At 70.3% G+C, this 24,388-nt stretch carries 31 protein-coding genes; 24 read left to right on the top strand and 7 right to left on the bottom strand.

Annotated elements, in window-relative coordinates; translation table 11 throughout:
* Positions 1 to 156 precede the first annotated feature (156 nt).
* From ABZS69_RS47000 to ABZS69_RS46955, 10 genes are all read left to right on the top strand, one after another.
* Positions 157 to 855, top strand: coding sequence for a nuclear transport factor 2 family protein (locus ABZS69_RS47000; RefSeq protein ID WP_355385125.1), 699 nt, complete (start codon positions 157 to 159; stop codon positions 853 to 855).
* A 31-nt stretch (positions 856 to 886) separates the two neighbouring features.
* On the top strand, positions 887 to 1,396 hold the full coding sequence (locus ABZS69_RS46995; RefSeq protein WP_355385122.1) for an Ohr family peroxiredoxin: 510 nt from the start codon (positions 887 to 889) through the stop codon (positions 1,394 to 1,396).
* Between the two features lie 48 nt (positions 1,397 to 1,444).
* On the top strand, positions 1,445 to 2,002 hold the full coding sequence (locus tag ABZS69_RS46990) for a helix-turn-helix domain-containing protein (RefSeq protein ID WP_355385119.1): 558 nt from the start codon (positions 1,445 to 1,447) through the stop codon (positions 2,000 to 2,002).
* A gap of 232 nt (positions 2,003 to 2,234) precedes the next feature.
* Complete coding sequence (gene rsgA, locus ABZS69_RS46985; RefSeq protein WP_355385116.1) at positions 2,235 to 3,317, top strand: ribosome small subunit-dependent GTPase A; 1,083 nt, start codon at positions 2,235 to 2,237, stop codon at positions 3,315 to 3,317.
* 59 nt (positions 3,318 to 3,376) lie between these two features.
* Entirely contained in the window at positions 3,377 to 3,886 is a 510-nt protein-coding gene (locus ABZS69_RS46980; RefSeq protein ID WP_355385421.1) for an N-acetyltransferase, read from the top strand.
* Between the two features lie 137 nt (positions 3,887 to 4,023).
* The gene (locus tag ABZS69_RS46975; protein ID WP_355385113.1) at positions 4,024 to 5,010 is read left to right on the top strand and encodes an NAD-dependent epimerase/dehydratase family protein; all 987 of its coding nucleotides are present in this window, start codon (positions 4,024 to 4,026) and stop codon (positions 5,008 to 5,010) included.
* 106 nt (positions 5,011 to 5,116) lie between these two features.
* A complete protein-coding gene (locus tag ABZS69_RS46970) occupies positions 5,117 to 6,571 on the top strand; it encodes an MFS transporter (protein ID WP_355385110.1) in 1,455 nt (484 codons plus the stop codon).
* A 211-nt stretch (positions 6,572 to 6,782) separates the two neighbouring features.
* Entirely contained in the window at positions 6,783 to 8,987 is a 2,205-nt protein-coding gene (locus ABZS69_RS46965) for an ATP-dependent RecD-like DNA helicase (RefSeq protein ID WP_355385107.1), read from the top strand.
* Positions 8,988 to 9,111: 124 nt separating this feature from the next.
* Positions 9,112 to 10,317, top strand: a complete 1,206-nt coding sequence (locus ABZS69_RS46960; RefSeq protein WP_355385104.1) for an Ig-like domain-containing protein — start codon at positions 9,112 to 9,114, stop codon at positions 10,315 to 10,317.
* Positions 10,318 to 10,319: 2 nt separating this feature from the next.
* Complete coding sequence (locus tag ABZS69_RS46955) at positions 10,320 to 10,841, top strand: GNAT family N-acetyltransferase (RefSeq protein ID WP_355385101.1); 522 nt, start codon at positions 10,320 to 10,322, stop codon at positions 10,839 to 10,841.
* A gap of 4 nt (positions 10,842 to 10,845) precedes the next feature.
* Here the strand turns inward: ABZS69_RS46955 and ABZS69_RS46950 are convergent, their stop codons facing one another.
* Entirely contained in the window at positions 10,846 to 11,223 is a 378-nt protein-coding gene (locus ABZS69_RS46950; RefSeq protein ID WP_355385099.1) for a DUF1801 domain-containing protein, read from the bottom strand.
* A gap of 45 nt (positions 11,224 to 11,268) precedes the next feature.
* The gene (locus ABZS69_RS46945) at positions 11,269 to 12,246 is read right to left on the bottom strand and encodes a radical SAM protein (RefSeq protein ID WP_355385096.1); all 978 of its coding nucleotides are present in this window, start codon (positions 12,244 to 12,246) and stop codon (positions 11,269 to 11,271) included.
* Positions 12,247 to 12,353: 107 nt separating this feature from the next.
* Between ABZS69_RS46945 and ABZS69_RS46940 the strand changes: the two genes are divergently transcribed.
* The 5 genes from ABZS69_RS46940 to ABZS69_RS46920 all read left to right on the top strand — a co-directional run bounded on the left by ABZS69_RS46940 (position 12,354) and on the right by ABZS69_RS46920 (position 14,683).
* Entirely contained in the window at positions 12,354 to 12,677 is a 324-nt protein-coding gene (locus tag ABZS69_RS46940; protein WP_355385093.1) for a multidrug efflux SMR transporter, read from the top strand.
* Positions 12,674 to 13,306 (top strand): TetR family transcriptional regulator, encoded by a 633-nt coding sequence (locus ABZS69_RS46935; RefSeq protein WP_355385090.1) that lies wholly within the window; start codon positions 12,674 to 12,676, stop codon positions 13,304 to 13,306. Before ABZS69_RS46940 ends, ABZS69_RS46935 begins: the two co-directional genes overlap by 4 nt.
* Before the next feature lie 20 nt (positions 13,307 to 13,326).
* Positions 13,327 to 13,881 (top strand): GNAT family N-acetyltransferase, encoded by a 555-nt coding sequence (locus ABZS69_RS46930; protein WP_355385087.1) that lies wholly within the window; start codon positions 13,327 to 13,329, stop codon positions 13,879 to 13,881.
* Positions 13,878 to 14,174: a DUF952 domain-containing protein gene (locus tag ABZS69_RS46925; RefSeq protein WP_355385084.1), complete on the top strand. Its 297-nt coding sequence runs from the start codon at positions 13,878 to 13,880 to the stop codon at positions 14,172 to 14,174. The genes ABZS69_RS46930 and ABZS69_RS46925 overlap by 4 nt, the downstream gene beginning before the upstream one ends.
* 134 nt (positions 14,175 to 14,308) lie before the next feature.
* Positions 14,309 to 14,683 (top strand): nuclear transport factor 2 family protein, encoded by a 375-nt coding sequence (locus ABZS69_RS46920; protein WP_355385081.1) that lies wholly within the window; start codon positions 14,309 to 14,311, stop codon positions 14,681 to 14,683.
* 78 nt (positions 14,684 to 14,761) lie between these two features.
* Here ABZS69_RS46920 and ABZS69_RS46915 read toward each other — a convergent pair whose 3' ends face one another.
* Positions 14,762 to 14,974 (bottom strand): hypothetical protein, encoded by a 213-nt coding sequence (locus ABZS69_RS46915; protein WP_355385078.1) that lies wholly within the window; start codon positions 14,972 to 14,974, stop codon positions 14,762 to 14,764.
* 429 nt (positions 14,975 to 15,403) lie between these two features.
* Between ABZS69_RS46915 and ABZS69_RS46910 the strand changes: the two genes are divergently transcribed.
* The 5 genes from ABZS69_RS46910 (at position 15,404) to ABZS69_RS46890 (ending at position 20,783) form a co-directional block, all read left to right on the top strand.
* A complete protein-coding gene (locus ABZS69_RS46910) occupies positions 15,404 to 15,610 on the top strand; it encodes a hypothetical protein (RefSeq protein WP_355385075.1) in 207 nt (68 codons plus the stop codon).
* A gap of 487 nt (positions 15,611 to 16,097) precedes the next feature.
* Complete coding sequence (locus ABZS69_RS46905) at positions 16,098 to 17,801, top strand: enoyl-CoA hydratase-related protein (protein ID WP_355385072.1); 1,704 nt, start codon at positions 16,098 to 16,100, stop codon at positions 17,799 to 17,801.
* A gap of 16 nt (positions 17,802 to 17,817) precedes the next feature.
* The gene (locus ABZS69_RS46900; RefSeq protein WP_355385069.1) at positions 17,818 to 19,347 is read left to right on the top strand and encodes a UDP-N-acetylglucosamine 1-carboxyvinyltransferase; all 1,530 of its coding nucleotides are present in this window, start codon (positions 17,818 to 17,820) and stop codon (positions 19,345 to 19,347) included.
* Positions 19,348 to 19,460: 113 nt separating this feature from the next.
* The gene (locus ABZS69_RS46895) at positions 19,461 to 20,465 is read left to right on the top strand and encodes a tyrosine-type recombinase/integrase (RefSeq protein ID WP_355385066.1); all 1,005 of its coding nucleotides are present in this window, start codon (positions 19,461 to 19,463) and stop codon (positions 20,463 to 20,465) included.
* 66 nt (positions 20,466 to 20,531) lie between these two features.
* A complete protein-coding gene (locus ABZS69_RS46890; protein WP_355385063.1) occupies positions 20,532 to 20,783 on the top strand; it encodes a helix-turn-helix transcriptional regulator in 252 nt (83 codons plus the stop codon).
* A 17-nt stretch (positions 20,784 to 20,800) separates the two neighbouring features.
* Here the strand turns inward: ABZS69_RS46890 and ABZS69_RS46885 are convergent, their stop codons facing one another.
* From ABZS69_RS46885 to ABZS69_RS46870, 4 genes are all read right to left on the bottom strand, one after another.
* Positions 20,801 to 20,992 (bottom strand): hypothetical protein, encoded by a 192-nt coding sequence (locus ABZS69_RS46885; protein ID WP_355385060.1) that lies wholly within the window; start codon positions 20,990 to 20,992, stop codon positions 20,801 to 20,803.
* 56 nt (positions 20,993 to 21,048) lie between these two features.
* Positions 21,049 to 21,255 (bottom strand): hypothetical protein, encoded by a 207-nt coding sequence (locus ABZS69_RS46880; RefSeq protein WP_355385057.1) that lies wholly within the window; start codon positions 21,253 to 21,255, stop codon positions 21,049 to 21,051.
* A 76-nt stretch (positions 21,256 to 21,331) separates the two neighbouring features.
* Complete coding sequence (locus tag ABZS69_RS46875; protein ID WP_355385054.1) at positions 21,332 to 22,363, bottom strand: helix-turn-helix domain-containing protein; 1,032 nt, start codon at positions 22,361 to 22,363, stop codon at positions 21,332 to 21,334.
* A gap of 92 nt (positions 22,364 to 22,455) precedes the next feature.
* Positions 22,456 to 22,725, bottom strand: a complete 270-nt coding sequence (locus ABZS69_RS46870; RefSeq protein ID WP_355385051.1) for a hypothetical protein — start codon at positions 22,723 to 22,725, stop codon at positions 22,456 to 22,458.
* A 25-nt stretch (positions 22,726 to 22,750) separates the two neighbouring features.
* Between ABZS69_RS46870 and ABZS69_RS46865 the strand changes: the two genes are divergently transcribed.
* From ABZS69_RS46865 to ABZS69_RS46850, 4 genes are all read left to right on the top strand, one after another.
* Positions 22,751 to 22,966: a hypothetical protein gene (locus tag ABZS69_RS46865; protein ID WP_355385048.1), complete on the top strand. Its 216-nt coding sequence runs from the start codon at positions 22,751 to 22,753 to the stop codon at positions 22,964 to 22,966.
* Positions 22,967 to 23,053: 87 nt separating this feature from the next.
* Positions 23,054 to 23,911, top strand: coding sequence for an NmrA family NAD(P)-binding protein (locus ABZS69_RS46860; RefSeq protein ID WP_355385045.1), 858 nt, complete (start codon positions 23,054 to 23,056; stop codon positions 23,909 to 23,911).
* A 37-nt stretch (positions 23,912 to 23,948) separates the two neighbouring features.
* Positions 23,949 to 24,119: a hypothetical protein gene (locus tag ABZS69_RS46855; RefSeq protein WP_355385042.1), complete on the top strand. Its 171-nt coding sequence runs from the start codon at positions 23,949 to 23,951 to the stop codon at positions 24,117 to 24,119.
* 5 nt (positions 24,120 to 24,124) lie between these two features.
* Complete coding sequence (locus ABZS69_RS46850; protein ID WP_355385039.1) at positions 24,125 to 24,373, top strand: hypothetical protein; 249 nt, start codon at positions 24,125 to 24,127, stop codon at positions 24,371 to 24,373.
* The last annotated feature ends 15 nt before the right edge of the window (positions 24,374 to 24,388 follow it).

Here is a 24,388-nt window from a genome sequence, read left to right as displayed (position 1 = left end):
TCACATCAGGACCGGCTGCCCGGTCTTTACTGCCACCGACACCGAAAGAACGGAGGACATCGTGCGGACGAGCCCCGCCGCCCCTTCCCCTGCGTGGACGCAGGAGCGGCCACCTCGCTCCCGGGCCCTGGCGGCTACTAGGGAGGGGGCCCGGACATGACCGACGTGAGCGCCGGGACGCTGGCGGAGATGCTCGACGAGCGCCGCCACCTGCTCGAGATCGCCCTGTGGATGTTCGGCTCGGAAACGACGGCCGACCGGATCGTCCAGGAGACCTACCGCCGCTGGTACGCCCTCGACGACGGCGAACGCGCCGCCATCGCGGTGCCCCGGGCCTGGCTGACGCGGGTCGCCGGAGGCATCTGCCTGGAGCTGCTCGCCGCGGGCCACGCCCTCGGCAGCCTCCCGGCGCCCGGCACGCCCGCCGCCTCGGCGCCCTGGCCCGTCACCGGCCCCCCACGACGGCAGACCCCGTCGGCGGGGGCGATGCTCGCCAGGCACGACCGCGTCGCGCGCCGGTTCGCCGCGGCCTGCGACACGGGGGACGCGGCGGCGCTGCGGGCGGTTCTGGCCGCGGACGCGATCGTCGTCAGCGACGGCGGCGGCAAGCTGCGCGCCCCGGTACACCCCACCCACGGCGCGCAGGCGGTCGCCCGGTTCGTCACGGCCCTGCTGGCCGGCCAGCCGCCGGGCACCGAGGTGGCCGTCGAGTCCGTGAACGGCCGCACGGGCCTGGTGCTGCGCCAGACGGGCCGGGCCGTGGCGGTGGTCGGCGTGAGCGTCGCCGGACCCGAGGTCACCGCCGTGTGGATCGTGCTGAACCCCGACAAGTTGCACAGCTGGCACCGCCTGTGACCAGCCGACCTTCCCCCTGAAAGGCTCACCGGTGAACGAACCGACACTGTCCACGGAACTGTCCACGGAACTGTCCACGGAGCACGACTACAGCGGCTCCACCTTCAAACCGCTCTATGTCACGCGCGTCGCCGTGAGCGGCGGCAGCTCCGCCCACGGCCGGGCCACCGGCCGGGCCGTCTCCGCCGACGGCGTCCTCGACCTGCAGCTGCGGATGCCCGAGGAGCTGGGCGGCGACAACCCCGGCCCGAACCCCGAGCAGCTGTTCGCCGCCGGGTACGCCGCCTGCTTCCACGGCGCGCTCAGCCTGCTGGCCCGCCGGCATCTGCTCGACCCCGGGACGATCACCGTGGAGGCGAGCGTCGCCTTCGGCCGCGACCCCGCCGACGGCGGCTACCAGCTGAGCGCCGACCTCGTGGTGACCTGGCCGGGAGTCGACCCCGGCACGGCCGCCACGCTGCTGTCGCAGGCGACCGCGCTGTGCCCGTACGCCAAGATGACCCGCCAGGGCATCCCCGCCACCATCAACCTCGCCCCCTGAGCGTTCTCATGTTTGTAGAACGGTAGCACGATGTGAGACCGTTCCGGGGTGGACACCCTGGAACTGCTGGAACTGCTGGCGCACCCCGTGCGGCTGCGGATCGTGCACGCGATGCGCGGCGGGCGCGAGCTCACCACGGCGCAGCTGTGCGCCCGCATCCCCGACACCTCCAAGGCCATGATCTACCGGCACGTCGACCTGCTGGCGACCAACGGAATCCTGGAGGTGGCCGACGAGCGGCGCGTGCGCGGCGCGGTGGAGCGCCGCTTCCGGCTACGCCTGGACCGGGTCGTCGTCGACGCCGACGCGGTCGCGGCGCTGTCGCCCGACGACCACCGGCGCGTGTTCGCCACCTCGATGGCCGTGCTGGCCGCCGAGTTCAACGCCTACCTCGACCGCGACGCCCCCGACCCGGCCGCCGACCTCGTCGGCTACCGCCAGCACGCCATCTGGCTCAGCCGCGAGGAACTGGAGAACATGATCGACGGCCTGCGGCGCGTCATCCTCCCGCTGCTGGCCAACCAGCCGGCGCCGGAGCGCACCCAATACCTGCTCAGCCCGATCTTCTTCCCGATCGAACAGCCGCCCGCGGCCGAACAAAGGTGATCTTTGCGGCGGGCCGCTCTTGCTGCTATGTTGTCCCGCGAAAGACACGTGGTAACAGGGACTCTGAGGGAGGTGAGGATTAATGACCGTCGTGGTGATGGCCGCCATCTGCGGCACTCGGTCCATCCTCACGTTCCCGGGCCTTGGCTGACCTTTCCAGGCGCCGTCCCTGGCGCGGATGCGGCATGTCCCATCCGCCAAGGCCCCCTTTCCTGTAAAGGGTTCCATTCCGTTGTCTTTCCAGCATTCCCCAGCTGATGGCCTGTCCGCGTACGGTTGGGACGCGGGGCTCGAACAGTCCTTCGCCTCCCACCGCGCCGCCGGGCTCGTTCCCGCCCGCGTGGTCGGCGTCGATCGCGGCGCCTGCGACGTCATCACCGAGACCGGCCCGCTCCGGGCCGGCCTCGCGCTCCCGCACACCCCGGACCCGCTCTCGTCCCCGTGCACGGGCGACTGGGCGGCGCTGCGCCACGGCCGCACACCCGAACTGGTCGAGCTGCTGGCGCGGCGCAGCGTCATCGTGCGGTCGTCGGCCTCGCGTTCCTCCCACGGCCAGGCCCTGGCCGCCAACGTCGACACGGCGGTCCTGGCCGTCTCCCTCGGCGGCCCGCTGAACCCGAGCCGCGTCGAACGGCTGCTCGCGCTGGCATGGGAGAGCGGCGCCCTGCCCGTGATCGTGCTGACCAAGGCCGACCAGTCGGCCGATCCCGGCCAGGCCGTGGCCGCCGTCGCCGAGCTCGCCCCAGGCGTGGAGATCATCACCACCAGCTCCGCCACCGGCCAGGGCCTGGACACGCTCACCGCCGCGATCACCGGCACCGTGGTCCTGCTCGGCCCCTCCGGGGCGGGCAAGTCCACGCTCGGCAACGCGCTGCTGGGCACCGAGGTCCTGGAGACCGGCGCCGTACGCGCCCAGGACGGCAAGGGCCGCCACACCACGGTCCGCCGCAGCCTGGTCCCGCTGCCCGGCGGCGGCGTCCTGATCGACACCCCCGGCCTGCGCGGGGTCGGCCTCCAGGACGCCGACGAGGGCCTGCAACAGGTCTTCGCCGACATCGAGGAACTCGCCCGCCAGTGCCGCTTCGCCGACTGCGGCCACGACTCCGAGCCCGGCTGCGCGGTCCAGGCCGCCCTCGCCTCGGGCGACCTGAGCGAGCGCCGCCTGGACAGCTACCGCAAGCTCCAGCGGGAGAACGCCTGGGCCAGCTCCCGCAGCGACGCGCGCCTGCGCGCCCAGCACGACGACCGCAAGAAGGCGATCACGCGCTCGCTGCGCGAGACCTACGCCTTCCGGGACCGGCAGCGCCGCTCGTGACCCCGGCGCGTCCCGCCACCACCCACCCCAAGACCACCAAGAAAGACGAGCACACCATGATGCCCAACACCTGGATCACCCGCCCCGAGACCCCGCAGGACATCCCCGCGATCCGCCAGGTCGCCCTCGGCGCGTTCCCCACGCCGCTGGAGGCCGACCTCATCGAGGCGCTGCGCGTCGATGAGGCCTGGTCGCCGGAGCTGTCCGTCCTCGCCCAGGCCCCTGACGGCGCCGTGGCCGGGTACGCGCTGCTGACCCGCTGCCACGTCGGCACCGCTGCGGCCCTGGCCCTGGGCCCGTGCGCCGTCCTGCCGCGTTACCAGCGGCAGGGAGCCGGCTCGGCCGCCATCCGCGCCGGCCTCCAGGCCGCCCGCGACCAGGGCGAGAACCTCGTCCTGGTGCTCGGCCACCCCGAGTACTACCCGCGCTTCGGCTTCACCCCGGCCTCGGCGTACGGGATCCGCCCCTCCTTCGACGTCCCCGACGAGGCGATGATGGCCCTCGTCTTCGACGCCACCCTCCCGGTGCCCGCCGGCACCATCGTCTACCCGGCGCCCTTCGGCGTCTGATGCGTACCGGGCCTGGTCAGGGATGAGCTCCGGCTCCGCCCTGACCAGGCCCTTGGCCGGATCCGCTGTCGGCGAATCCGGTCCGCTGTCAGTGAACCCCGCTGGGTGCCCGCCGCCCGCGATGGTTGGGTGGCGGGATGGAAATCTTGGTTTTGGGGGGAACGGCGTGGCTGGGCCGGGAGCTGTCGCGGCAGGCGATCGAGCGCGGCCACCAGGTGACGTGCCTGGCGCGCGGCGAAAGCGGGCAGGTCGCGGACGGAGCCAGGCTGGTGGCCGCCGACCGGCGCGACCGCTCGGCCTACGAGCCACTGCTGGATCGTGACTGGGACGCCGTCATCGAGGTGTCCTGGCAGCCGGGCTTCGTCCGCGAGGCGCTGCAGGCGCTGGCCGGCAGGGCCCGCCACTGGGCCTACGTCTCCTCCGTCAGCGCCTACGCCTCCCACGCCGCACCGGACGCGGACGAGTCCACACCCCTGCTCGCCGCAACCGACCTCGGCGAGGCCGACCGCGAGCTGTACGGCGAGGCCAAGTCCGCCTGCGAGCAGGCGTCCACCGCGGCCGTGGGCGAGCGCCTGCTCATCGCCCGCGCCGGCCTCATCGGCGGCCCCGGCGATCACAGCGGACGCACCGGCTACTGGGTGGCCCGCGCCGCCCGCGACCGGCAGGGGCCGATGCTGGTGCCCGACGCGCCGGCCCTGGCGACCCAGGCGATCGACGCACGCGACCTGGCCGCGTGGCTGCTGGACGCCGCAAAGGCGGGCGTGACCGGCAGCTACGACGCCGTCGGGCCGGTGGTGCCGTTCGGGGAGTGGGTCGAGCTGTCCCGTGCCGCCGGCGGGCACACCGGCCCGGTGGTCACCGCCGACCCGGCGTGGCTGCTGGCCAACGGCGTGGCCGAGTTCATGGGGCCCGAGTCGTTGCCGATGTGGCTGGCCGAACCGGGCTGGGAGGGGTTCTCGGCCCGGACCGGGGCCGCGGCGCGCGCCGCGGGGCTGCGCCACCGGCCCCGGGCCGACATGCTGGCCGACACCCTGCGCTGGGAGCGCGAGCAGGGGCTGGATCGGACGCGCCGCTCCGGCCTCAGCGCCGAGCGCGAGCGCGACCTGCTCAAGGCTCTTGCGTAGAGCGGCTTGCACCGCGGGTTGAGGCTGTCGCGCCCCGCGGCGCAGCACCGCCGGACGGCCGGCGGCGCGAACTCTCCGGAGCCGGTTCAACGACAGCCTTGAAGCCATGACTGCTGAGGAGTACGAACCCAGCCGAGCCCACGACGGCTCCCACCGGACGACACCCGACAGGGGGCCGCTGGGCCCGGCGATCGTGCTGGCCGGCGGGGTGCTGGTCGGCGCGATCAACATCTACCTGGCGGCCAGCCTGCTGCCGAGCGCCGTGGCCGAGCTCGGCGGCGCCGGCTTCTACGCCTGGAACATGACGATCTACCTCGTGGCCATGGTGGTCGCCACGACGCTCACCGGCCGGTTCCTGTCGCGCTGGGGCAACGTCGGCGCGTACCTGCTGGGCTTCGCCACCTTCACGGCGGGCTCGCTGGCGTGCGCGGCCAGCCCGGCGATGGCGGTGCTGCTGGCCGCGCGCGGCCTGCAGGGGCTGGGCGCGGGCCTGCTGTCCGGGCTGGGGTTCGCCGTCATCCGCTCGGCGCTGCCGCCCCGGCTGTGGACGCGCGGCACCGCGCTGATGTCGGCGATGTACGGTGTCGGCAACTTCGCCGGGCCCGCGCTCGGCGGCCTGTTCGCCCAGCTGGGCTCGTGGCGGCTGGCGTTCGCGGTGATGGCGGCGCTGGCCGCGGGGTGCGGCGCGCTCGTGCCCCGCGTGCTGCCCCGCGCCGGGCGTGCCGGGACCGGCGGCGTCCGCCCGCCGGTCCCGGCCGTGTCGCTGCTGCTGGTCACCGCGGCCGCCGCGGCCGTGAGCGTGGCGGCCGTGCTGCCGGGCACGCCCGCGAAGGCGGCCGGCATCGGCGCGGCGGCGCTGCTCATGGCCGCCTTCGCCGTCCACGAGGCCCGCAGCGAGCTGCGGGTCTTCCCGCAGGCGACCTACCGGCGGGGGTCGTCGCTGAAGTGGGTCTACCTGACGCTCGGGCTGCTGGCCTTCGGGGTGGCGGCCGAGTCGTTCCTGCCGCTGTTCGCCCAGCGGCTGGCCGGGCTGGCGCCGATCGTGGCGGGGTTCTTCGCCGCGGCCGTCTCGCTGGGCTGGTCGCTCACCCAGATCGCCGGCGCTTCGGTGACGGGCGGGCGTGCGGTGCGCCGGTTGCGCGTGCTCGGTCCGCTGCTGCTGGCCGCCGGCCTGCTCGTGCAGGGGCTGCTGCAGCGCCAGGACCCGCCGATGTGGCTGGTGGCGGTGTGGGTCCCGGTGCTGCTCGCTGCGGGGGCGGGCATCGGGCTGGCCTACCCGCACCTGTCGGTGGCCGCGATGTCCAGCACGCGCGACCCCGAAGAGGGCAGGCGGGCGGCCGCGGGGATCGCCACGGTGACGAGCCTGTCGATCGCGTTCGGCACGGCGGTGGCGGGGGTCCTGGTCAACCTGGGCGGCGCTTCGATGCTCGACTCGGCGCGGTACGTGCTGTTCGGGCTCGCGATCTTCTGCGCGATCGGCGCCCTGACCGCGCACGCGGCCAACCGTACGGACCGCCCGCCCGCGACGGCCCACCCCCGCGAACCCGCCACCCACCCGTAACCGGCTCCCCGCCCGGCGGGGGAGCGGCACACCAAGCCACCTCCCCGACCGGCTGCTCGACCTGGGACCCGCCAGGGACGCCTCATGGCATGAGGTATCGCCACCAGTTCGAAACAATGGCGGCACTCCCGATGAGCGCCGCCCACAACTCGGCCCAAATCCATCCGCTGCTCTAATCTGGCACCCAAAAGCAGGCCGGAAAGGGGTTTGGGTGAAGCCTGGCGCGGATGGTCCCCCCGTCACATCCTTGGATGCCGTTCTCGAACGCATCACCTACGCCAACGAGGAGACCGGCTACACCATCGCCCGCGTCGCCACCGACCGCTCCGGCACCGAACTGCTCACCGTCGTCGGCCCGCTGCTCGGCGCGCAGGTCGGCGAGTCGCTGCGGCTGCTCGGCCGCTGGGGCTCCCACCCCCGCTACGGCCGCCAGTTCGAGGTGCACTCCTACACCACCGTCCTGCCCGCCACCGTCCAGGGCATCCGCCGCTACCTCGGCTCCGGCCTGATCAAGGGCATCGGCCCCAAGATGGCCGAACGCATCGTCGACCACTTCGGCACCGACACCCTCGACGTCATCGAACAGCAGCCCCAGCGCCTGGTCGAAGTGCCGGGCCTGGGACCCAAACGGACCAAGATGATCGCCGCCGCCTGGGAGGAACAGAAGATCATCAAAGAGGTGATGATCTTCCTGCAGGGCGTCGGCGTGTCCACCTCCATCGCCGTGCGCATCTTCAAGCAGTACGGCGAATCGTCCATCTCCGTCGTCAAGACCCGCCCGTACCAGCTGGCCGACGACGTGTGGGGGATCGGCTTCAAGACCGCCGACACCATCGCCCAAGCCGTCGGCATCCCCCACGACAGCCCCGAACGCGTCAAAGCCGGCCTGCGCTACACCCTGTCGCAGGCCGCCGACGACGGCCACTGCTACCTGCCCGCCCCCAACCTCGCCGCCGACGCCGTCAAGATCCTCGAGGTGCCCGCCGACCTCGTCACCACCTGCCTGGAAGAGCTCATCGAAGCCGAAGGCGCCGTCCGCGAGCCCATCCCGGCCGGCGACAACGTCGTACCGGCCGTCTACCTGCCGCCCTTCCACCGCGCCGAGAACTCCCTGGCCTCCGGCCTGAAGTCCCTCCTGCACTCCGGCCACGACCGGCTCAAAGCCTTCGCCGACGTCGACTGGGAACGCGCCGAGACCTGGCTGCACGCCCAGACCGGCGCCGAACTGGCCGCCGAGCAGCGCCAGGCCGTCCGCCTGGCCCTGACGGAGAAGGCCGCCGTCCTGACCGGCGGGCCCGGCTGCGGCAAGAGCTTCACCGTACGCTCCATCGTCCTGCTGGCCCGCGCCAAGCGCGCCAAGGTCATCCTGGCCGCCCCCACCGGCCGCGCCGCCAAACGCCTGGCCGAGCTGACCGGCCACGAGGCCACCACCGTCCACCGCCTGCTGCAGCTGCGCCCCGGCGGGGATGCCACCTTCGACCGCGACAACCCTCTGGACGCCGACCTCGTCGTCGTCGACGAGGCCTCCATGCTCGACCTGCTGCTGGCCAACAAACTCGTCAAGGCGGTCGCGCCGGGCGCCCACCTGCTGTTCGTCGGCGACGTCGACCAGTTGCCCTCCGTCGGGGCCGGGGAGGTCCTCAAAGACCTGCTCGCCGCCGACGACATCCCCCGCGTACGGCTGACGCAGATCTTCCGCCAGGCGCAGGAGTCCGGCGTCGTCGTCAACGCCCACCGGGTCAACACCGGCCACCACCCCATCCTCGAGGGGATGAGCGACTTCTTCCTGTTCCCCTGCGAGGAGCCCGAGGAGATCGCCGCCCTGACCGTCGACGTCGTCGCCCGCCGCATCCCGCGCCGCTTCGGCCTCGACCCCCGCCGCGACATCCAGGTCCTGGCGCCCATGCACCGCGGCGCCGCCGGCGCCGGCGCCCTCAACACCGCCCTGCAGGAAGCCCTCACCCCCGCCCGCGACGGCATGCCCGAGCGCCGCTACGGCGGGCGCGTCTTCCGCATCGGCGACAAGATCACCCAGCTGCGCAACAACTACGACAAAGGCGCCGCCGGGGTGTTCAACGGCACCGTCGGCATCGTCACCGACATCCGGCCCGACGAGCACAAGCTCACCGTCGTCACCGACGAGGACGAAGCCGTCGACTACGCCTTCGACGAACTCGACGAGCTCGCCCACGCCTACGCCGTCTCCATCCACCGCTCCCAGGGCAGCGAATACCCCGCCGTCGTCGTCCCCCTGGCCACCAGCGCCTGGATGATGCTCCAGCGCAACCTGCTCTACACCGCCATCACCCGGGCCAAGAAACTCGTCGTCATCGTCGGCTCCCGGCGCGCCCTGGCCCAGGCCGTACGCACCAAGGGAGCCGGACGCCGGCACACCGGCCTCACCCACCGCCTCTGACGGACCCTTTCCCAGGCACAAGTGATTGAAATGTGACCGAACTCTCCCAAATGATTCCTCGTCTTACATGCATCAGCATTAAGGTTTTTGAGGTGCGTTTGGTGCCGTGGGGGAAAGGACAGTGTTGAACGTTACGCCCGCTTGGAGGAAGCCCGCCACCGCAGTCGCGCTGCTCACCGCAGCCACACTGACGGCCTCATGCTCATCGGGCACCACCCCCGGCGGCGGCAGCGGGGGAGCGGGCGCGCCCGAAGCCACCACGACCGCCACCCCCCAGGCCCCCACCGTCAAGATCAGCCCCGCCGAGGGCAGCGGCAAGGTCAGCCCCGAGAAGAAGGTCGTCGTCACCGCAGACGGCGGCGCCCTCGACAACGTCACCGTCGAGGCCTCGGGCGAGCAGGTCGAGGGCAAGTACAACGCCGACAAGACCAAGTGGGTCTCCAAGACCGCGCTCAAGCCCTCCACCGACTACACGGTCAACGCCACCGCCGGCGCCACCACCGCCACCAGCACGTTCACCACCGCCAAGCCCGAACGCGCCCTGCAGATCGCCGACGTGACCCCCCACGCCAAGGGCGAGACCGTCGGCGTCGGCGCCCCCATCATCGTGACCTTCAACCAGCCCGTCACCAGCAAGGCCACCATCGAACGCGCGCTGGAAGTCGAAGCGGAAAAGCCCGTCACCGGAGCCTGGCGCTGGATCAACGACACCGTCGCCATCTACCGCACCGCCAAATACTGGCCCGCCCACCAGAAAATCACCCTTAACGCCCGCATCACCGGCATCAAGGGCGGCAACGGCCTGTACGGGGTCAAGGACTACACCGCGACCCTCAAGATCGGCGCCAAGCAGATCAGCAAGGTCGACACCAAAAAGCACATGATGTACGTCTACAAAGACGGCAAACGCGTCCAAACCATGCGAATCAGTGCCGGCATGGCCACCACCCGCGAATACACCACCACCTCCGGCGTCCACCTCACCATGGAACGCGGCAACCCCGTCCGCATGATCTCCCCAGGCCGCAAAAAAGGCGACCCCGGCTACTACGACGTCATGATCGACCACGCCGTCCGCATCTCCAACTCCGGCGAATACGTCCACGCCAAGGACAACGTCTGGGCCCAAGGCGTCCGCAACGTCAGCCACGGCTGCCTCAACGCCCGCCCCGACCAGGCCAGATGGTTCTACGACAACTTCCAGCGCGGCGACGTCGTCGACATCACCGGCACCACCCGCCAACTCGAATGGAACAACGGCTGGGGCTTTTGGCAGCTGTCGTTCAAAGAGTGGAAAAAGGGCAGCGCCCTGAACAACACCAAGGCCTGAACATGACCCACCCCCGCACCCTCCCGCGCATCCGCCAAGGCCGCCACGGCGACGTCCCCATCGTCTTGGGCATGTTCGACAGCGCCGTCGCCTGGCTCACCGCCCAAGGCCGCACCGGCCAATGGGGCAGCGACCCCTTCACCGGCAACGACCGCCGCACCCGCCAGGTCACCGGCTGGCTCGAACTCGGCGGCATGCGCATCGCCGAACTCGACGACCAGCCCGCCGGCTGCATCGTCGTCGGCGGCGCCCACGACTACGTCACCCCCGCCACCGAACCCGAACTCTACGTCCAGGCCCTGGTCACCGACCGCCGCCACCACGGCCACGGCATCGGCCGCGCCCTGCTCGACTGGGCCGCCACCGAAGCCGCCGAACGCGGCGTCGGCCTCCTGCGCGTCGACTGCTACGCCGGCGACGACGGCCGCCTGGTCGCCTACTACGAAAACTGCGGCTTCACCCGCACCGCCCCGTTCACCGTGGGGGAGTGGCCCGGCATGCTCCTGCACCGCCGCATCGGATAACCCCCTAAGCCGATCGCGGCGTCAACGCCGCCGACGCCGCGATCAACCGCCGCACCCCGGCCCGCGCCACATCCTCCACCCGCCGCACCTTGATGTGCCGCGCCGTCCTGCCCGTCCCCTCCAGCAACCCCTCATCGTCGAGCGCCACCAGCTCCACACCCCGCCCGAACATGAGGTTCACATACGCCCCGTGCAACGCGATCGCCGCGACCACCCCCCGGTAGGTGCCAGGCTGAAACGTGTACGCGATCAACCGCGCCGCCGGATCCACCTCCACCACCGCGTCCGGCACGACCTCCTCGATCACCGCCCGCGCCGCCACCGCCAGCTCCCGCACCCCCGGAGCGCACCCCGCCAGCACCCGTTCGACCTGCTCGTCCATAGCGGCACCCTAACCCCCGGCCCCGCCTGCGCCCGGGCGCCCGCCTCACACCAGCGCCAGCTGCGCCGCCTGCGGCGGCCGCGGCCCCACCTCCGGCGCCCCGCACCCCATCCCATACACCTGGCACAACTGCGCGATCTGCCCCGTGATGCGCCCCTCGTAATCCGGCGACGGCAACCCCGCCCGGTCGTACAGCTCCTCATAGCGCTCCACCAGCTGCGGATGCGCCTGCCCCAGCCACTCCAGATACCACGCCCGCGTCCCCGGCGGCAGCCGCAACACCACCGGCTCCACCGCCCGAGCCCCCGCCGCCGCGATCCGCCGCACCGTCGCCCCCAGCTGATCGGCCGCGTCACTGAGCAACGGCAGCACCGGCGCCATCAGCACCCGGCAGTCCACCCCCGCCTCCACCAGCGCCGAGACCAGCTCCAGCCGCGCCTGCGCCGTCGGCGCGCCCGGCTCCACCGCCCGCCGGATCCGCTCGTCCACGAACGCGATCGACACCGCCACCCGCGCCCCGGCCCGCGCCAGCAACTCCGCATCCCGCAGCACCAGCGAGCTCTTGGTGTAAACGGTGAACGGCACCGCCGCCTGCGACAGCGCCCCGATCACCCCCGGCATCAGCCGGTAGGTCTCCTCTGCCGCCTGATAACAGTCACCGCTGAGCCCCACCGCCAGCTCCTGGCCGTCCCAGCGCACCAGCTCCGCCCGCAATTTGGCCACCGCGTTCGGCTTGACCACGATCCGCGTGTCGAAATCACGCCCGGCATCCAGCCCCAGCCGCCCATGACCCGCGCGGGCACCGCAACCGCGGCAGGCATGGGCGCAACCACGGTAGGGAGACACAGCCCACCGCTGGGCGATGCCCGCGGTCTGCGGCACCCGCTCGATCACCGTGCGGGCCTGCAACTCGTAGAAACCCTCACGCACCACCGCACGCCGCTCGATCAGCGGACGCTCATCGGCGGCCTCGTCGACAAGCGAAAGCGCGTCCCAACCCACACCCACCAATGGAACACGCATTCGACAGCCTTTTCAAGCAGTTCCGCACAACCGCACCCGCCACATCAGCGGATCCGCCCCACCAGATAAAATGGCACACCCGTACCACTTTCGTCTGGGGGACCCCCATGCCCTGGCTCCTGCTCGCCCTCGCCATCGCCACCGAAGTCCTGGCCACCACCGCACTCAAACTCAGCAACGGCCTGACCCACCTCGGCTGGACCATCGCCGTCGCCGCCGGCTACATCACCTCCTTCGCCCTGCTGTCCCAAGCACTCAAACAACACCTCGACATGGGCACCGCCTACGCCGTCTGGGCCGGCGCCGGCACCGCCGCCATCGCCCTCATCGGCGCCGCCTTCATGGGGGAGACCCTCACCCCACTCAAGATCGGCGGTATCCTCCTCATCATCGGCGGCGTCGTAGTCCTCAACCTCGCAGGTGGCCATTGAACCCGCACCAGGACCACACCCCGGACCCGCCCGCGGGGGAGCGACACCACCTACCGGCCGCCGTCCCGCCCGCCCCACACGGCCCCACCCAGGCCCGCGGCCGCCGCCGCCGCGCCACCCTCCTCGCCGCCGCCGTCGACCTGCTCACCGAAGGCGGCTTCGCCGCCGTCACCCACCGAGCCGTCGCCCACCGCGCCAACCTCCCCCTGGCCGCCACCACCTACTACTTCACCTCCCGCGACCAACTCCTCGCCGAAGCCTTCGCCCAACTCGTCGAAACCGAACTCACCACCACCCGCACCTGGATCACCGACCACGGCCTGAGCGCCCTCACCGACCAGATCGCCGCCGCCGACCGCACCCGCCAACTCGGCCTCTGGGAGCTGTACGTCCACGCCGGCCGCGACCCCGTCCTGCAGCAGATCGCCCGCCGCTGGGCCGACGGCTGCGTCCGCATCGTCGCCGAAACCCTCCACCTGCCCGAGACCGACACCCGCGTCCGCCTCCTCTACACCACCCTCAGCGCCCTCTGGCTCGAACAGGTCGTGGAACAACGCCCCCTCGACGAAGCCCGCACCCTGCTCACCCTCGCCGTCACCACCGCGAAAAACGCGTTGCCGCCCCCTTGACCGCTCCCTACACTTCCCCCGTGCTCACACCCCTCTACCCGATCACCACCGGCCGCCTCCTGCTGCGCCCCTTCACCCTCGACGACCTCGACGCCGTCCACGCCTACGAATCCCGCGCCGACGTCGCCCGCTACCTCTACTGGGAGGCCCGCGACCGCGACACCAGCCGCGCCTTCCTCGACAAGAGGGCCACCCGCACCACCCTCACCGACGAAGGCGACGCCCTCGACCTGGCCGTCACCCTGCGCGACACCGGCGACCTCATCGGCCAGGCCCTGCTCATCTGGACCAGCAGACAACACCGCCAGGGCGAGATCGGCTACATCTTCCACCCCGACCACCACGGCCACGGCTACGCCCCCGAAGCCGCCCGCGAGATGCTCCGCCTCGGCTTCCGCGACCTCGACCTGCACCGCATCGTCGGCCGCCTCGACGCCCGCAACACCGCCTCCGCCCGCGTCCTGGAAAAACTCCACATGCGCCGCGAAGCCACCCTCGTCGACAACGAATACGTCAAAGGCGAATGGGCCACCGAAGCCGTCTACGCCATCCTGCGCACCGAATGGACCCCATGACCGCCCTGATCCACCACCTCGCCCTGCGCGCCGACTGGGACGACGCCCGCAAAGCGGGGGAGTACCGCATCTCCACCCTCGGCCACACCCTTGAGGAGATCGGCTTCATCCACTGCAGCCGCGACCTGGCCCAGCTACGCGGCGTCCACAGCGCCTTCTACGCCCACCTCACCGAACCCCTGCTCATCCTCGACATCGACCCCACCGGCCTCGACATCCGCCTCGAGGACGGCTTCCCCCACCTGTACGGGCCCCTGCCCATCACCGCCGTCACCGCCGTACACCCCTGGTAACCGGCAGGGGAGCGGCACACCACGGGGGAGCGGCCCACCGCCTCAACCCGGCCACCACCCGCACAAAACCGGCCTCACACCCAGACCGCGCAAACCCCCGCCCGCACGACCCGGCCACCCGCACAATGGTCCCCATGGACACCCGAACGGCCGCCCAACGCTTCGCCGACACCTGGCAACGCGGCTGGACCCACCACGACACCGCCGCGATCCTCACCCTCTACCGCGACGACGCCGTCCACACCAGCATGCCCTTCCGCCCCCCACACCAGGGCAAACAGGCCATCGCCGACTACATCCAATGGTCGTTCACCGGCGAAACCGACCCGCACGTCACCTTCGCCACCCCCGTCGTCGACGGCGACACGGCCGCCATCGAATTCCGGGTCCACGCCCACGACAACGGCCGCCCCATCACCCTCGCCGGCTGCGTCTTCGCCCGCTTCGACCCCGACGGCCTCGCCATCGAGACCCGCGACTACTGGCACACCGCCGACGGCCACCCATAACCCCGACCCACCAGGCCACCGGCCCCCACAACCGGCCACCCGCCACGAACCCCCGCCAAACCGATCACGCCACAGCGATCAGCGCACCACCCGCAACGGCGTCACAACCTGCCGCACCGGCACCTGCTCCGCGGCCGGCTGCGGCCTCGGCACCTGCTGGGCCACCTGCTGCGTCTGCTGCTGGGCCTGCTCCTCGGCACGCCGCTCGGCGCACCCGCCCGCGCAATAACCATTCGTCAGAACGAGACGCGCCCGCAGCGACGTGTACGCCTCCTTACCCGTCGCGGGCACGACGCCCTGACACACCGGGCATAACACCGACTGGGTCCCCACGTGCTGCTCCTCTCGCGGCGCGAATAGCAGGACTTCCAGCTTAAAACCACATCTCGCGTCAAGGACAGCGAATCCACAGAACGTCAAACTCTCCGTCAGCGCCCAGGGGAGCACGCCCAACCCGCGCACCACACCCCAAAACCCCCGCTCAACCACCGGAACCGGCCCCGCCGCACCACCCGGGGACCACGCCGCGTCACCGGGAAAAAAATCCCATCAAACCCACCGGCCCCACCCGCCGAGGGGAGCGCCGCACCCCTCCCGAAAGCGGCTACTTGACATAATGTCCATTATCAAGCAACTGGCATGAACCGTCCGTGCGCGGGCAGACGCCACACCATGCCCGCCCTGGAGATCACAACCCCCGGTCTCGTCTCACTCACAGCCGTGATCACCGCCCTGGCCATCTGGATGATCATCCTGGCCGCCCGGCTGACCCGGCACCCGCGCAACCGGCCCGGCGTCAGCATCGGCCTCGTCGATCAGGCCCGCGAGCTCAAAGCGCTCGGCCAGTTGCAGGAAGCCGTCTTCCTGGTACGCGGTGAGACCGGCATGAGCCAGCGCGCCGCCGCGCGCTTCGTCAGCCGTCTGTGACCCCTCCCCGCCCCGAATCCGAAAAATCATCCCATACCGAACAGAAGCTGAATTCTGTTTGGTATGGGACATGAAGTTACAAACAGCACCTAAAGGGACGCGAGCCACCGGACACCGCCGCGCCCCACGCCGTTTGGACGGTCACGTCGGGGGCGGCGCGTTCGCGGGTCGCCGGCGAACGCGGAGTCACCCACTCCCCCGGGTTGGAGCTCCCGGATGGGGGGTTTCGGATCCGCTGTGACGCGCGGTCATGCGCCCATCACAGCGGATGTTTCGGGCAAAGCAGGTCAATTGGGGCTGGTCACGGCGGGTTTTTGTCAGGAATCGTCACCAGCAGTGGACAATCCGTGTCAGCATCAAAGGTATGTATGGGCCATATGGGACGGTCTTAAATGCGCGGGGCCGGAGGGAACGCCCCTCCCGCCGAGCGGTCCCCTTTCGCCCCTGAACTCCGTGTCGTTCTCGTTGTCTGGAAAGAAGTCCCCCGTTGCGTATCTTGCTGCTGTGCTCCTCGTTCAACGGCCTGACCCAGCGTTGCTGGCTGGAGCTGCGCCGGGCCGGTCATGACGTCGCCGTCGAGCTGGCCGTCTCGGAGCAGGCGATGGTGGAGGCGGCCGAGCTGGCCAAGCCGGATCTGGTGATCTGCCCGTTTTTGAAGGAGCGGGTGCCTGAGCAGCTGTGGCGGACGCATCGTACGGTGATCATTCATCCGGGTCCGCCTGGGGACCGGGGGCCGTCGTCGCTGGACTGGGCGATTTTGGAGGGCGCGCCGGAGTGGGGGGTGACGGCGTTGCAGGCGGTGGAGGAGATGGACGCGGGTCCGATCTGGGGGTATCGGACGTTCGCGATGCCGTCGGAGGCTCCGCGTAAGTCGGCGTTGTACAACGGGCCGGTGGCGGATGCGGCGGTGGAGTTGGTGGCGGAGGTTGCGGTGAATGCGGCGGACGCGTCGTTCTCGCCGGTGCCGTTGGATTACCGTTCGCCGGAGGTGCGGGGGCGGTTGCGGCGGGCGATGCGGCATGGGGATCGGGAGTTTTCGTGGGAGGAGTCCACGGAGGAGATCGTGCGGCGGGTGCGGGCGGCTGATGGTGCGCCTGGTGGGCGGTCGCGGTTGGGTGATGTGGGGGTGCGGGTGTTCGACGTGTATCGGGGTCCGGAGCTTGGGGGGCGGCCGGGTGAGGTGGCGGCGCGGCGTGAGGGTGCGGTGTTGGTGAACACCGGTGATGGTTCGGTGTGGGTGGGGCATGTGCGGTTGGAGCAGGAGGGGGCGGTGAAGCTTCCGGCGACGTTGGCGTTGGGTGATCGGGTGGCTTCGGCGCCGGAGCGTCCGGGGTACAGCGAGATCACTTATGACCGTAGTGATGGTGTGGGGGTGGTGAGTTTCGACTTCTACAACGGGGCGATGTCGACGGATCAGTGTCGGCGGTTGTCGTCGGCGTTGCGGTATGCGGTGGCGCAGGACACGAAGGTGTTGGTGGTGCGGGGTGGGGAGGCGTTCTCCAATGGCATTCATCTGAATGTGATCGAGGCGTCGCGGCATCCGGAGTTGGAGGCGTGGGCGAACATCAATGCGATCAACGCGGTGTGCCGGGAGATCGTGGGGTGTACGGGTCAGTTGGTGGTGACGTCGATCGGGGGGAATGCGGGTGCCGGTGGGGTGATGATGGGTTTGGGGGCGGATCGGGTGATCATCCGGGATTCGGTGGTGTTGAATCCGCATTATCGGACGATGGGGTTGTTCGGGAGTGAGTACTGGACGTATGTGCTGCCGCGGCGGGTGGGGGCGGAGACGGCGCGGCGGTTGACGCGGCAGGCGTTGCCGGTGGGTGCTGCCGAGGCGGTGGAGTTGGGGTTGGCGGATCGGATGTTGGGGGGTTCGCGGCTGGACTTCGAGCGTCGGGTGCTGGAGTACGCGGAGCGGTTGGCGGTGGATCCGGGTTATGATCGGCTGCTTGCGGGTCGGCGGCAGGCTCGGGAGGTGGATGAGCGGCGTAAGCCGCTGGATGCGTTCCGGGCGGAGGAGTTGGCCGAGATGAGCCGGGACATGTTCGACGATCGGCATGAGTTCCGGGTGGCGCGGCGGGCGTTCGTGCACAAGGTGCGGGCGGAGGCGACTCCGGAGCATTTGGTGCGTCTTGGTGAGTTGTCCGGTGTGTCGGAGCCTGCTGGGGCTGGTGCATCTCATATGTGAGATATGGTCTCGTGTTGTGTCAGATGATTACCTTGTACGGATCGGCCGGTTGATCCGGGATGCGCGCCAGCATCGTGGTTGGACGCAGCTGCAGCTGGCGGACGCTCTGGCGACGTCGCAGAGCGCGGTCAACCGGATCGAGCGCGGCAACCAGAACATCAGTCTTGAGATGATCGCCCGGATCGGTGAGGCGCTCGACAGTGAGATCGTCTCGCTGGGGTATGCGGGGCCGATGCATCTGCGGGTGGTGGGCGGTCGCCGGCTGTCGGGCAGCATCGATGTCAAGACCTCGAAGAACGCGTGTGTGGCGTTGTTGTGCGCGTCGTTGCTGAACTCGGGGCGGACGATCCTGCGCAAGGTGGCGCGGATCGAGGAGGTCTACCGGATCCTGGAGGTGCTGGCCTCGATCGGGGTGCGGGCGCGGTGGATCAACGAGGGCAGCGATCTGGAGATCGTTCCTCCGGCCCGGCTGGAGCTGGAGGCGATGGACACGGAGGCGGCGCGCCGTACCAGGAGCGTGATCATGTTCCTGGGGCCGTTGATGCATCGTACGGAGCAGTTCCAGATCCCCTATGCGGGGGGTTGTGATCTGGGGACGCGTACGGTGCAGCCGCACATGTCGGCGCTGAAGCATTTCGGGCTGGACATCACGGCGACGGGCGGGTTCTATCACGCGCGGGTGGATCGGGGGGCGGCGCCGTCGCGGCCGATCGTGCTGACCGAGCGGGGTGACACGGTGACGGAGAACGCGCTGCTGGCGGCGGCGCGGCACGACGGGGTGACGGTGATCCGTAACGCCTCCTCCAACTACATGGTGCAGGATCTGTGCTTCTTCCTGGAGCAGCTCGGGGTGCGGGTGGAGGGGGTGGGGACGACGACGTTGACGGTGCACGGCCTGCCGGAGATCGAGCGGGACGTCGACTACTCCCCCTCTGAGGATCCGGTGGAGGCGATGAGCCTGCTGGCGGCGGCGGTGGTGACGTCGTCGGAGCTGACGATCTGCCGGGTGCCGGTGGAGTTCCTGGAGATCGAGCTGGCGGTGCTGGAGGAGATGGGCCTCGACTGTGATCGGGGCGGGGAGTACGCGGCGGCCAACGGTCGTACGCGGCTGGTGGATCTGACGGTGCGGCCCTCGAAGCTGGTCTCCCCCATCGACAAGATCCATCCGATGCCGTTCCCTGGGCTGAACATCGACAATGTGCCGTTCTTCGCGGCGATCGCGGCCTCGGCGCAGGGTTCGACGTTGATCCATGACTGGGTCTACGACAACCGGGCGATCTATCTGACGGAGCTGACGCGGCTGGGGGCGTCGGTGAAGCTGCTGGATCCGCATCGGGTGCTGGTGGAGGGGCCGACGCGGTGGCGCAGCGCGGAGATGATGTGCCCGCCGGCGTTGCGGCCGGCGGTGGTGGTGCTGCTGGCGATGATGGCGGCGGAGGGCACGTCGGTGCTGCGGAACGTGTACGTGATCAACCGCGGGTATGAGGATCTGGCCGAGCGGTTGAACGCGTTGGGGGCGCGCATCGAGACCTTCCGCGACATCTAGACCTTCAGGGCCCGGGGGTATCCCGGGCCCTGTCTTGTGCGGCAGGTGTTTCTGTCGGTGCGGGCCGCTACCGTCGTGCTTGGGTGTTCGTGGCGCGAGGGAAGGGGTGGCCGGTGCGGCCTGCGGAGCTCGACCGGTTGACGGTGGCGGAGGCGGGTGACCGCTATGTGGAGCTGGTGCGGGCCAGGACGGTGACGGGGGCGTTGTCGCCGTCGACGGCCGAGGTGTATGCGCGGGATGTGGCGACGCTGGTGGAGCTGGCCGGCGCGGATGTGGTGCTGGACGATCTGACGGGCGCTGATGTGGATGCGCTGCTGCTGGCGTTCGCCCGCCGGCCCGATGGGCGGCTGCGTGCTCCGAGCGGGGGGCAGTCGCCGTCGTCGCAGGCGCGGTTTCGGCGGTCGATCTCGGCGTTGTTCAAGCATGCGACGCTGGCGGGGTGGGTGCAGCTCAATCCGATGACGGCTTCGACGGTGACGTCGAAGGAGCGTGGGGGGTTGCGTCCGCAGCGGCGGGCGTTGACGCGGGAGCAGGCGCAGGGGTTGATCGGGGCGGCGCGTACGTTGGGGGATGCTCCCCCGCCGGAGGGTAAGCGGCGTGATCAGCGTACGGAGTTGCGCGATGCGGTGATCGTGCTGTTGTTGTCGACGGTGGGGCCGCGGGTGTCGGAGCTGGTGCGGGCGAATGTGGAGGATTTCTTCACCAACGACGGGGTGCGCTACTGGCGGATCTTCGGCAAGGGCGGGCGGACGCGGGATGTGCCGTTGCCGGATGACGTGGCCAGGGTGTTGCAGGAGTATCTGGCGCAGGGGCGGCCGGCGGTGGCCGACAAGGCGTTGCTGTTGTCGTGGCGGGGGCGGCGGCTGGCGCGGGGGGATGTGCAGGCGGTGATCGATCGGGTGCAGCAGCGGGTGGATCCCGATCAGCGGCGTTCGGTGACGCCGCACGGGTTGCGGCATACGACGGCGACGCATCTGCTGGCCGACGCGGTGGACATGGATGCGGTGCGGCGGGTGCTGGGGCACAGTGATCTGTCGACGCTGGGGCGTTATCGCGATGAGCTGCCGGGTGAGCTGGAGGTGGCGATGCGTGCTCATCCGCTGTTGCGCGGCCGGTGAGGGCGCCCGCCCCTTTGATGGGATAACAATACCGGTATTTGTATCCCTGGGTATAGAGTGGGTGTCATGGTGAGACCTCCGCTGACCCCCGAGGAGCGGCTGCGTGGCGAGCAGCTCGGCTTGGTGCTGCGCCGGGCCCGTGGCGAGCGCAGCATCGTCGAGGTCGCCGCCGCGGCGGGGATGTCGGCCGAGACCCTGCGCAAGATCGAGACCGGCAGGATCGCCACGCCGGCGTTCTTCACGATCGCCGCCCTGGCCGACGTGCTCGGCATCCCGCTCGACCACCTGGCCACACGCTCCACCCCCGCCGCCACCTGAGGGGTGCCCTGCGGGGTTCAGCGACGCAGGGCGCTCCCCCGCTCCGTGCGCGGCAGCTTCCCGGGGCCGCGTACGGTGAGCAGGTCGCCGTCGATGCGTGCGGCGATGACGGTGTCGATCTCGCCCTCTAGCCGGAAGATCAGCGCCGGGCACCCATTGACCTGTGCCGCCGCGCCGAACCTGCTCAGCACGGTGGCCAGAGGTGCCACCCGGTCGGCTCCCACGATAGGCGCGAGCGGGGCCTGCACGACTCCCCCGCCGCCGCTCAGGAAGACGACGTCGGGCAGGGGTCGCAGATCACCCCGTCCCGACGGTGGCCCGGGCTCTTCGCCGCGGCTGTCCCGCCCGGATCTGTTACGGGCTCGGTCGGCGGGAGCGTCTCGAGCGCCAGCGGCATCGCCATGGAGACGCTGTCGGCCGGCTCGACGTCCTCGGCCACGTCGGGGGCCTTCCACTCGGGGGCGGCCGTCACCTTCGGCGAATCTGCGATGAATCGCGTGAAGGCCGCAGTGATGCATGCCCGTCTTTCGGCGAAGCTGTGGCGGTCATCATGCGTCCGCCAGCTCGTCCTTGTGGCGGAACAGGCTCCGGTACTCCTGAGGGGAGGTGCCAAGGTGCCGATGGAATGTGGCCCGCAAGGAAGCGGGAGCGCCGAGCCCGGTGAGGCGGCCGATCTGCTCGATGGGCACGGTGGTCGCCTCCAGCAGTTCGCGTGCCCGGTCGATGCGCGCGTCGGTCAGCCAGGTCATCGGCGGGGTGCCGGTCTCCTTGCGGAAGCGGCGGATCAATGTCCGCCGCGACATGTGGGCGCGTTCTGCGAGGTCGTCGACGGTCAGGGGCTTGGCAAGGTTGTCGAGCATCCACTCACGCAGAAGAGCAAGTTCGTCTCCGCTCGCTTCGGGGCGGAATTGTTCGACGAACTGTGCTTGGCCTCCCCGTCTCCGTGGTGGCGCGACGAGAGCGCGTGCGTGTGTGTTCGCTGCTGCGGCGCCGCGGTCGGTGCGGATCAGGTGCAGGCACAGGTCGATTCCCGCGGTCACGCCGGCGGAGGTGAGGATGTCGCCGTCGTCGACGTAGAGCTGGTTGGGCAGGACGTCGACGTGTGGGTAGCGCTGACGCAATTGCTCGGCGTGCCGCCAGTGTGTGGTCGCGGGGCGCCCGTCGAGCAGCCCGGCCGCGGCGAGGGTGAAGGCCGCGGTGCAGATGGAGACGAGTCGGGCGCCTCGGGCGTGAGCCTCCCGTAGCGCCGTCAGAAGCTCGGCCGAGGGGGCCGTGTCGATGTCGTCGTACCCCGGAATGATCACGGTGTCGGCGTCGTCGAGCGCTTCGAGGCCGGCCGGGACCGTGATCGCGAAGCCGCACCCGGGCACCAGTCGGGTCTCGGTGTCGGCGCACAGGGTCAGCTCGTAGTGGGGGTCCATTGCGAAGATCTGTGTCGCGGTACCGAACTCGAGCGGGAGCACACCGGGCAGTACGAGCACTGCAACGTGGTGTCTGTTTGTCATGGTGGCACGATTATAGCGCTTGGTGGCATTCATGCCACTTTTGACCGGAGGGCCGGTCTCGTAGCGTCGAGCCATGACCGACACCCTTGCCCTCTCGGGAGGGCCGCGGAACGGGGTACTCGCTCTTCCTGCCGGGCCGCTGGTTGAGGCGAGCCTTGCCGACGGTCTCAAGCCTCAAGCATCGGAATCCAGCGCGGCCCTATCGCCCTCGCGGACGTGGCCGTACACCGGCTGCCCTTTACGGCGAAACAGCGCCCCGCCGCATTCACGCTCGGCGCGGAGTCGTCGATGGCGGCCTGGTCCGGCAGCAGGCCGCCCTGGAAGGCAGCCGCGAGCAGGTGGGTGAGCGCGACCGGGTCCGCCTCCGGCCGCCGCTCGCGCATCTTTCCCCGGCGGGACCCGAACAGTTCCTGCCACCGTTCGAAGCCGTCGGTCACCGTGTCGCGGCGGGAAGGTTCGGCCTTGACGACCCCCGGCGAGTACGGATGGGGCCCGGCCCGGTGCCGGTGGCGCCTGATCTGCGGCAAGGAAACGTTCTACGCCCTCGCGAAGGGGCAGGTGGCCGTGGATGACGCGGTGGCCGCGGGGCGACTCGTCGTGGACGGCGAGCCCGACACCGCCCGGCTGTTCTTCGAACTGTTGCGCCTGCCCGACGGACATCGCACGACCTCTCGCTGAGCCTGTGCGGCGCCCCTCAAAGGACTCACTCCCCCGCACCGGCACTTCTGTAGAAACGGAAAAATCATCATGGAACGCAATCTTCTGGTGATCGGGGCGACCGGCAAGACCGGTGGCCGCACGGCCGAACTGCTGCTTCAGCGCGGCTGCCACGTCCGCGCGCTCGTCCACCGAGTCGATGAGCGCTCCGAGCGGCTTGCCGGCCTCGGGGCGCAGATCGTGCAAGGCGATGTCCAGGACCTCAACTCCCTGGCGGAGGCGACGAAGGGGATCGACGCCCTGTACTTCACCTACCCGATCCTTCCCGGCCTGGTGGACGCCACGGCGAACGTGGCCGTGGCGGCGGAGGAGAACGGGGTGCAGGCGATCGTGAACATGTCGCAAGTCTCCGCTCGCCGTGAATCCGCCAGCAACGCGGCACGCCAGCACTGGGTCGCCGAGCGTGTGCTGGACCGCTTCCCGGTGGCCGTCACCCACCTCCGTCCGACCTTCTTCGCGCAGTGGCTGATCAATACCTGGGCCGACGGGACCGGCGAGCTGCGGCTGCCCTTCGCCGACGGACGCCATGCCCCGATCGCTGAAAGCGACCAGGCAAGGGTGATCGCGGCCATCCTGGAGGACCCTGCCCCGCACGCCGGCAAGATCTACCCGCTGTATGGGCCGGTGGAGCTCGACCACTACGAGATCGCCGAGAAGATGTCGAAGGCGCTCGGTCGTCAGGTCACCTACGTGCCCATCGGTCTCGACGAGTTCAGGACCATCCTCGAAAAGCGCGGAGCGCCGGAGCACCTGATCCAGCACCTTCTCGCCGTCGCGGTCGACTACCGCAACGGCGTCTTCGCCGGCACGAACGACCTCGTGAAGAAGATCGGCGGCACAGACCCCCTCGATGTCGAGAGCTTCGTCGCCCAGAACCGGGCGGCCTTCGACCTGCACACCGCCTGAACCCTCAGGACCATCAGCAGAACTTCTGATGCGACCGGTGCCGTCCGCTGGCCGCGAATGGATCGGCCGGCTTGTCGTGGTCTGGCCGGTCAAGGTCGCCGAACGGCAGATGCTGCGCCCCGGTTTCGTGCCGCCGCCCGCGATCAGGCTGCCGCGCGACCTGACCGGCTACCGGGTGGACCTGGCGCAGGCGCGCAGATTGAACTGAGTGTGGTGGCCTTGGACATCTTCGGCGTCTCCGGCCGCTTGTGCGACCACCATGCGTTCCTGCTCACCGCGATGCTCGCTCGCCTCGGTGCGATCAACGCTGACATCGCCGCCCTCGATCAGGAGATCGCCTCGTTCGCCGCGGCGGTCGAGCGGATGGATGAGATGCCGGGGATCGGCCTGGCCGCCGTGCATGCCATCATCACCGAGATCCGTCTTGGCTCGAAGCCCTCGGCTACCGCGCGTCACGCTTGAACCCGCTGCCTGACC

This window comes from Nonomuraea sp. NPDC005650, assembly GCF_040605375.1.
Classification (GTDB): domain Bacteria; phylum Actinomycetota; class Actinomycetes; order Streptosporangiales; family Streptosporangiaceae; genus Nonomuraea.
The sequence above is the reverse complement of the archived record's forward strand: the minus strand, read 5'-3'. Positions and strand labels throughout refer to the sequence as shown.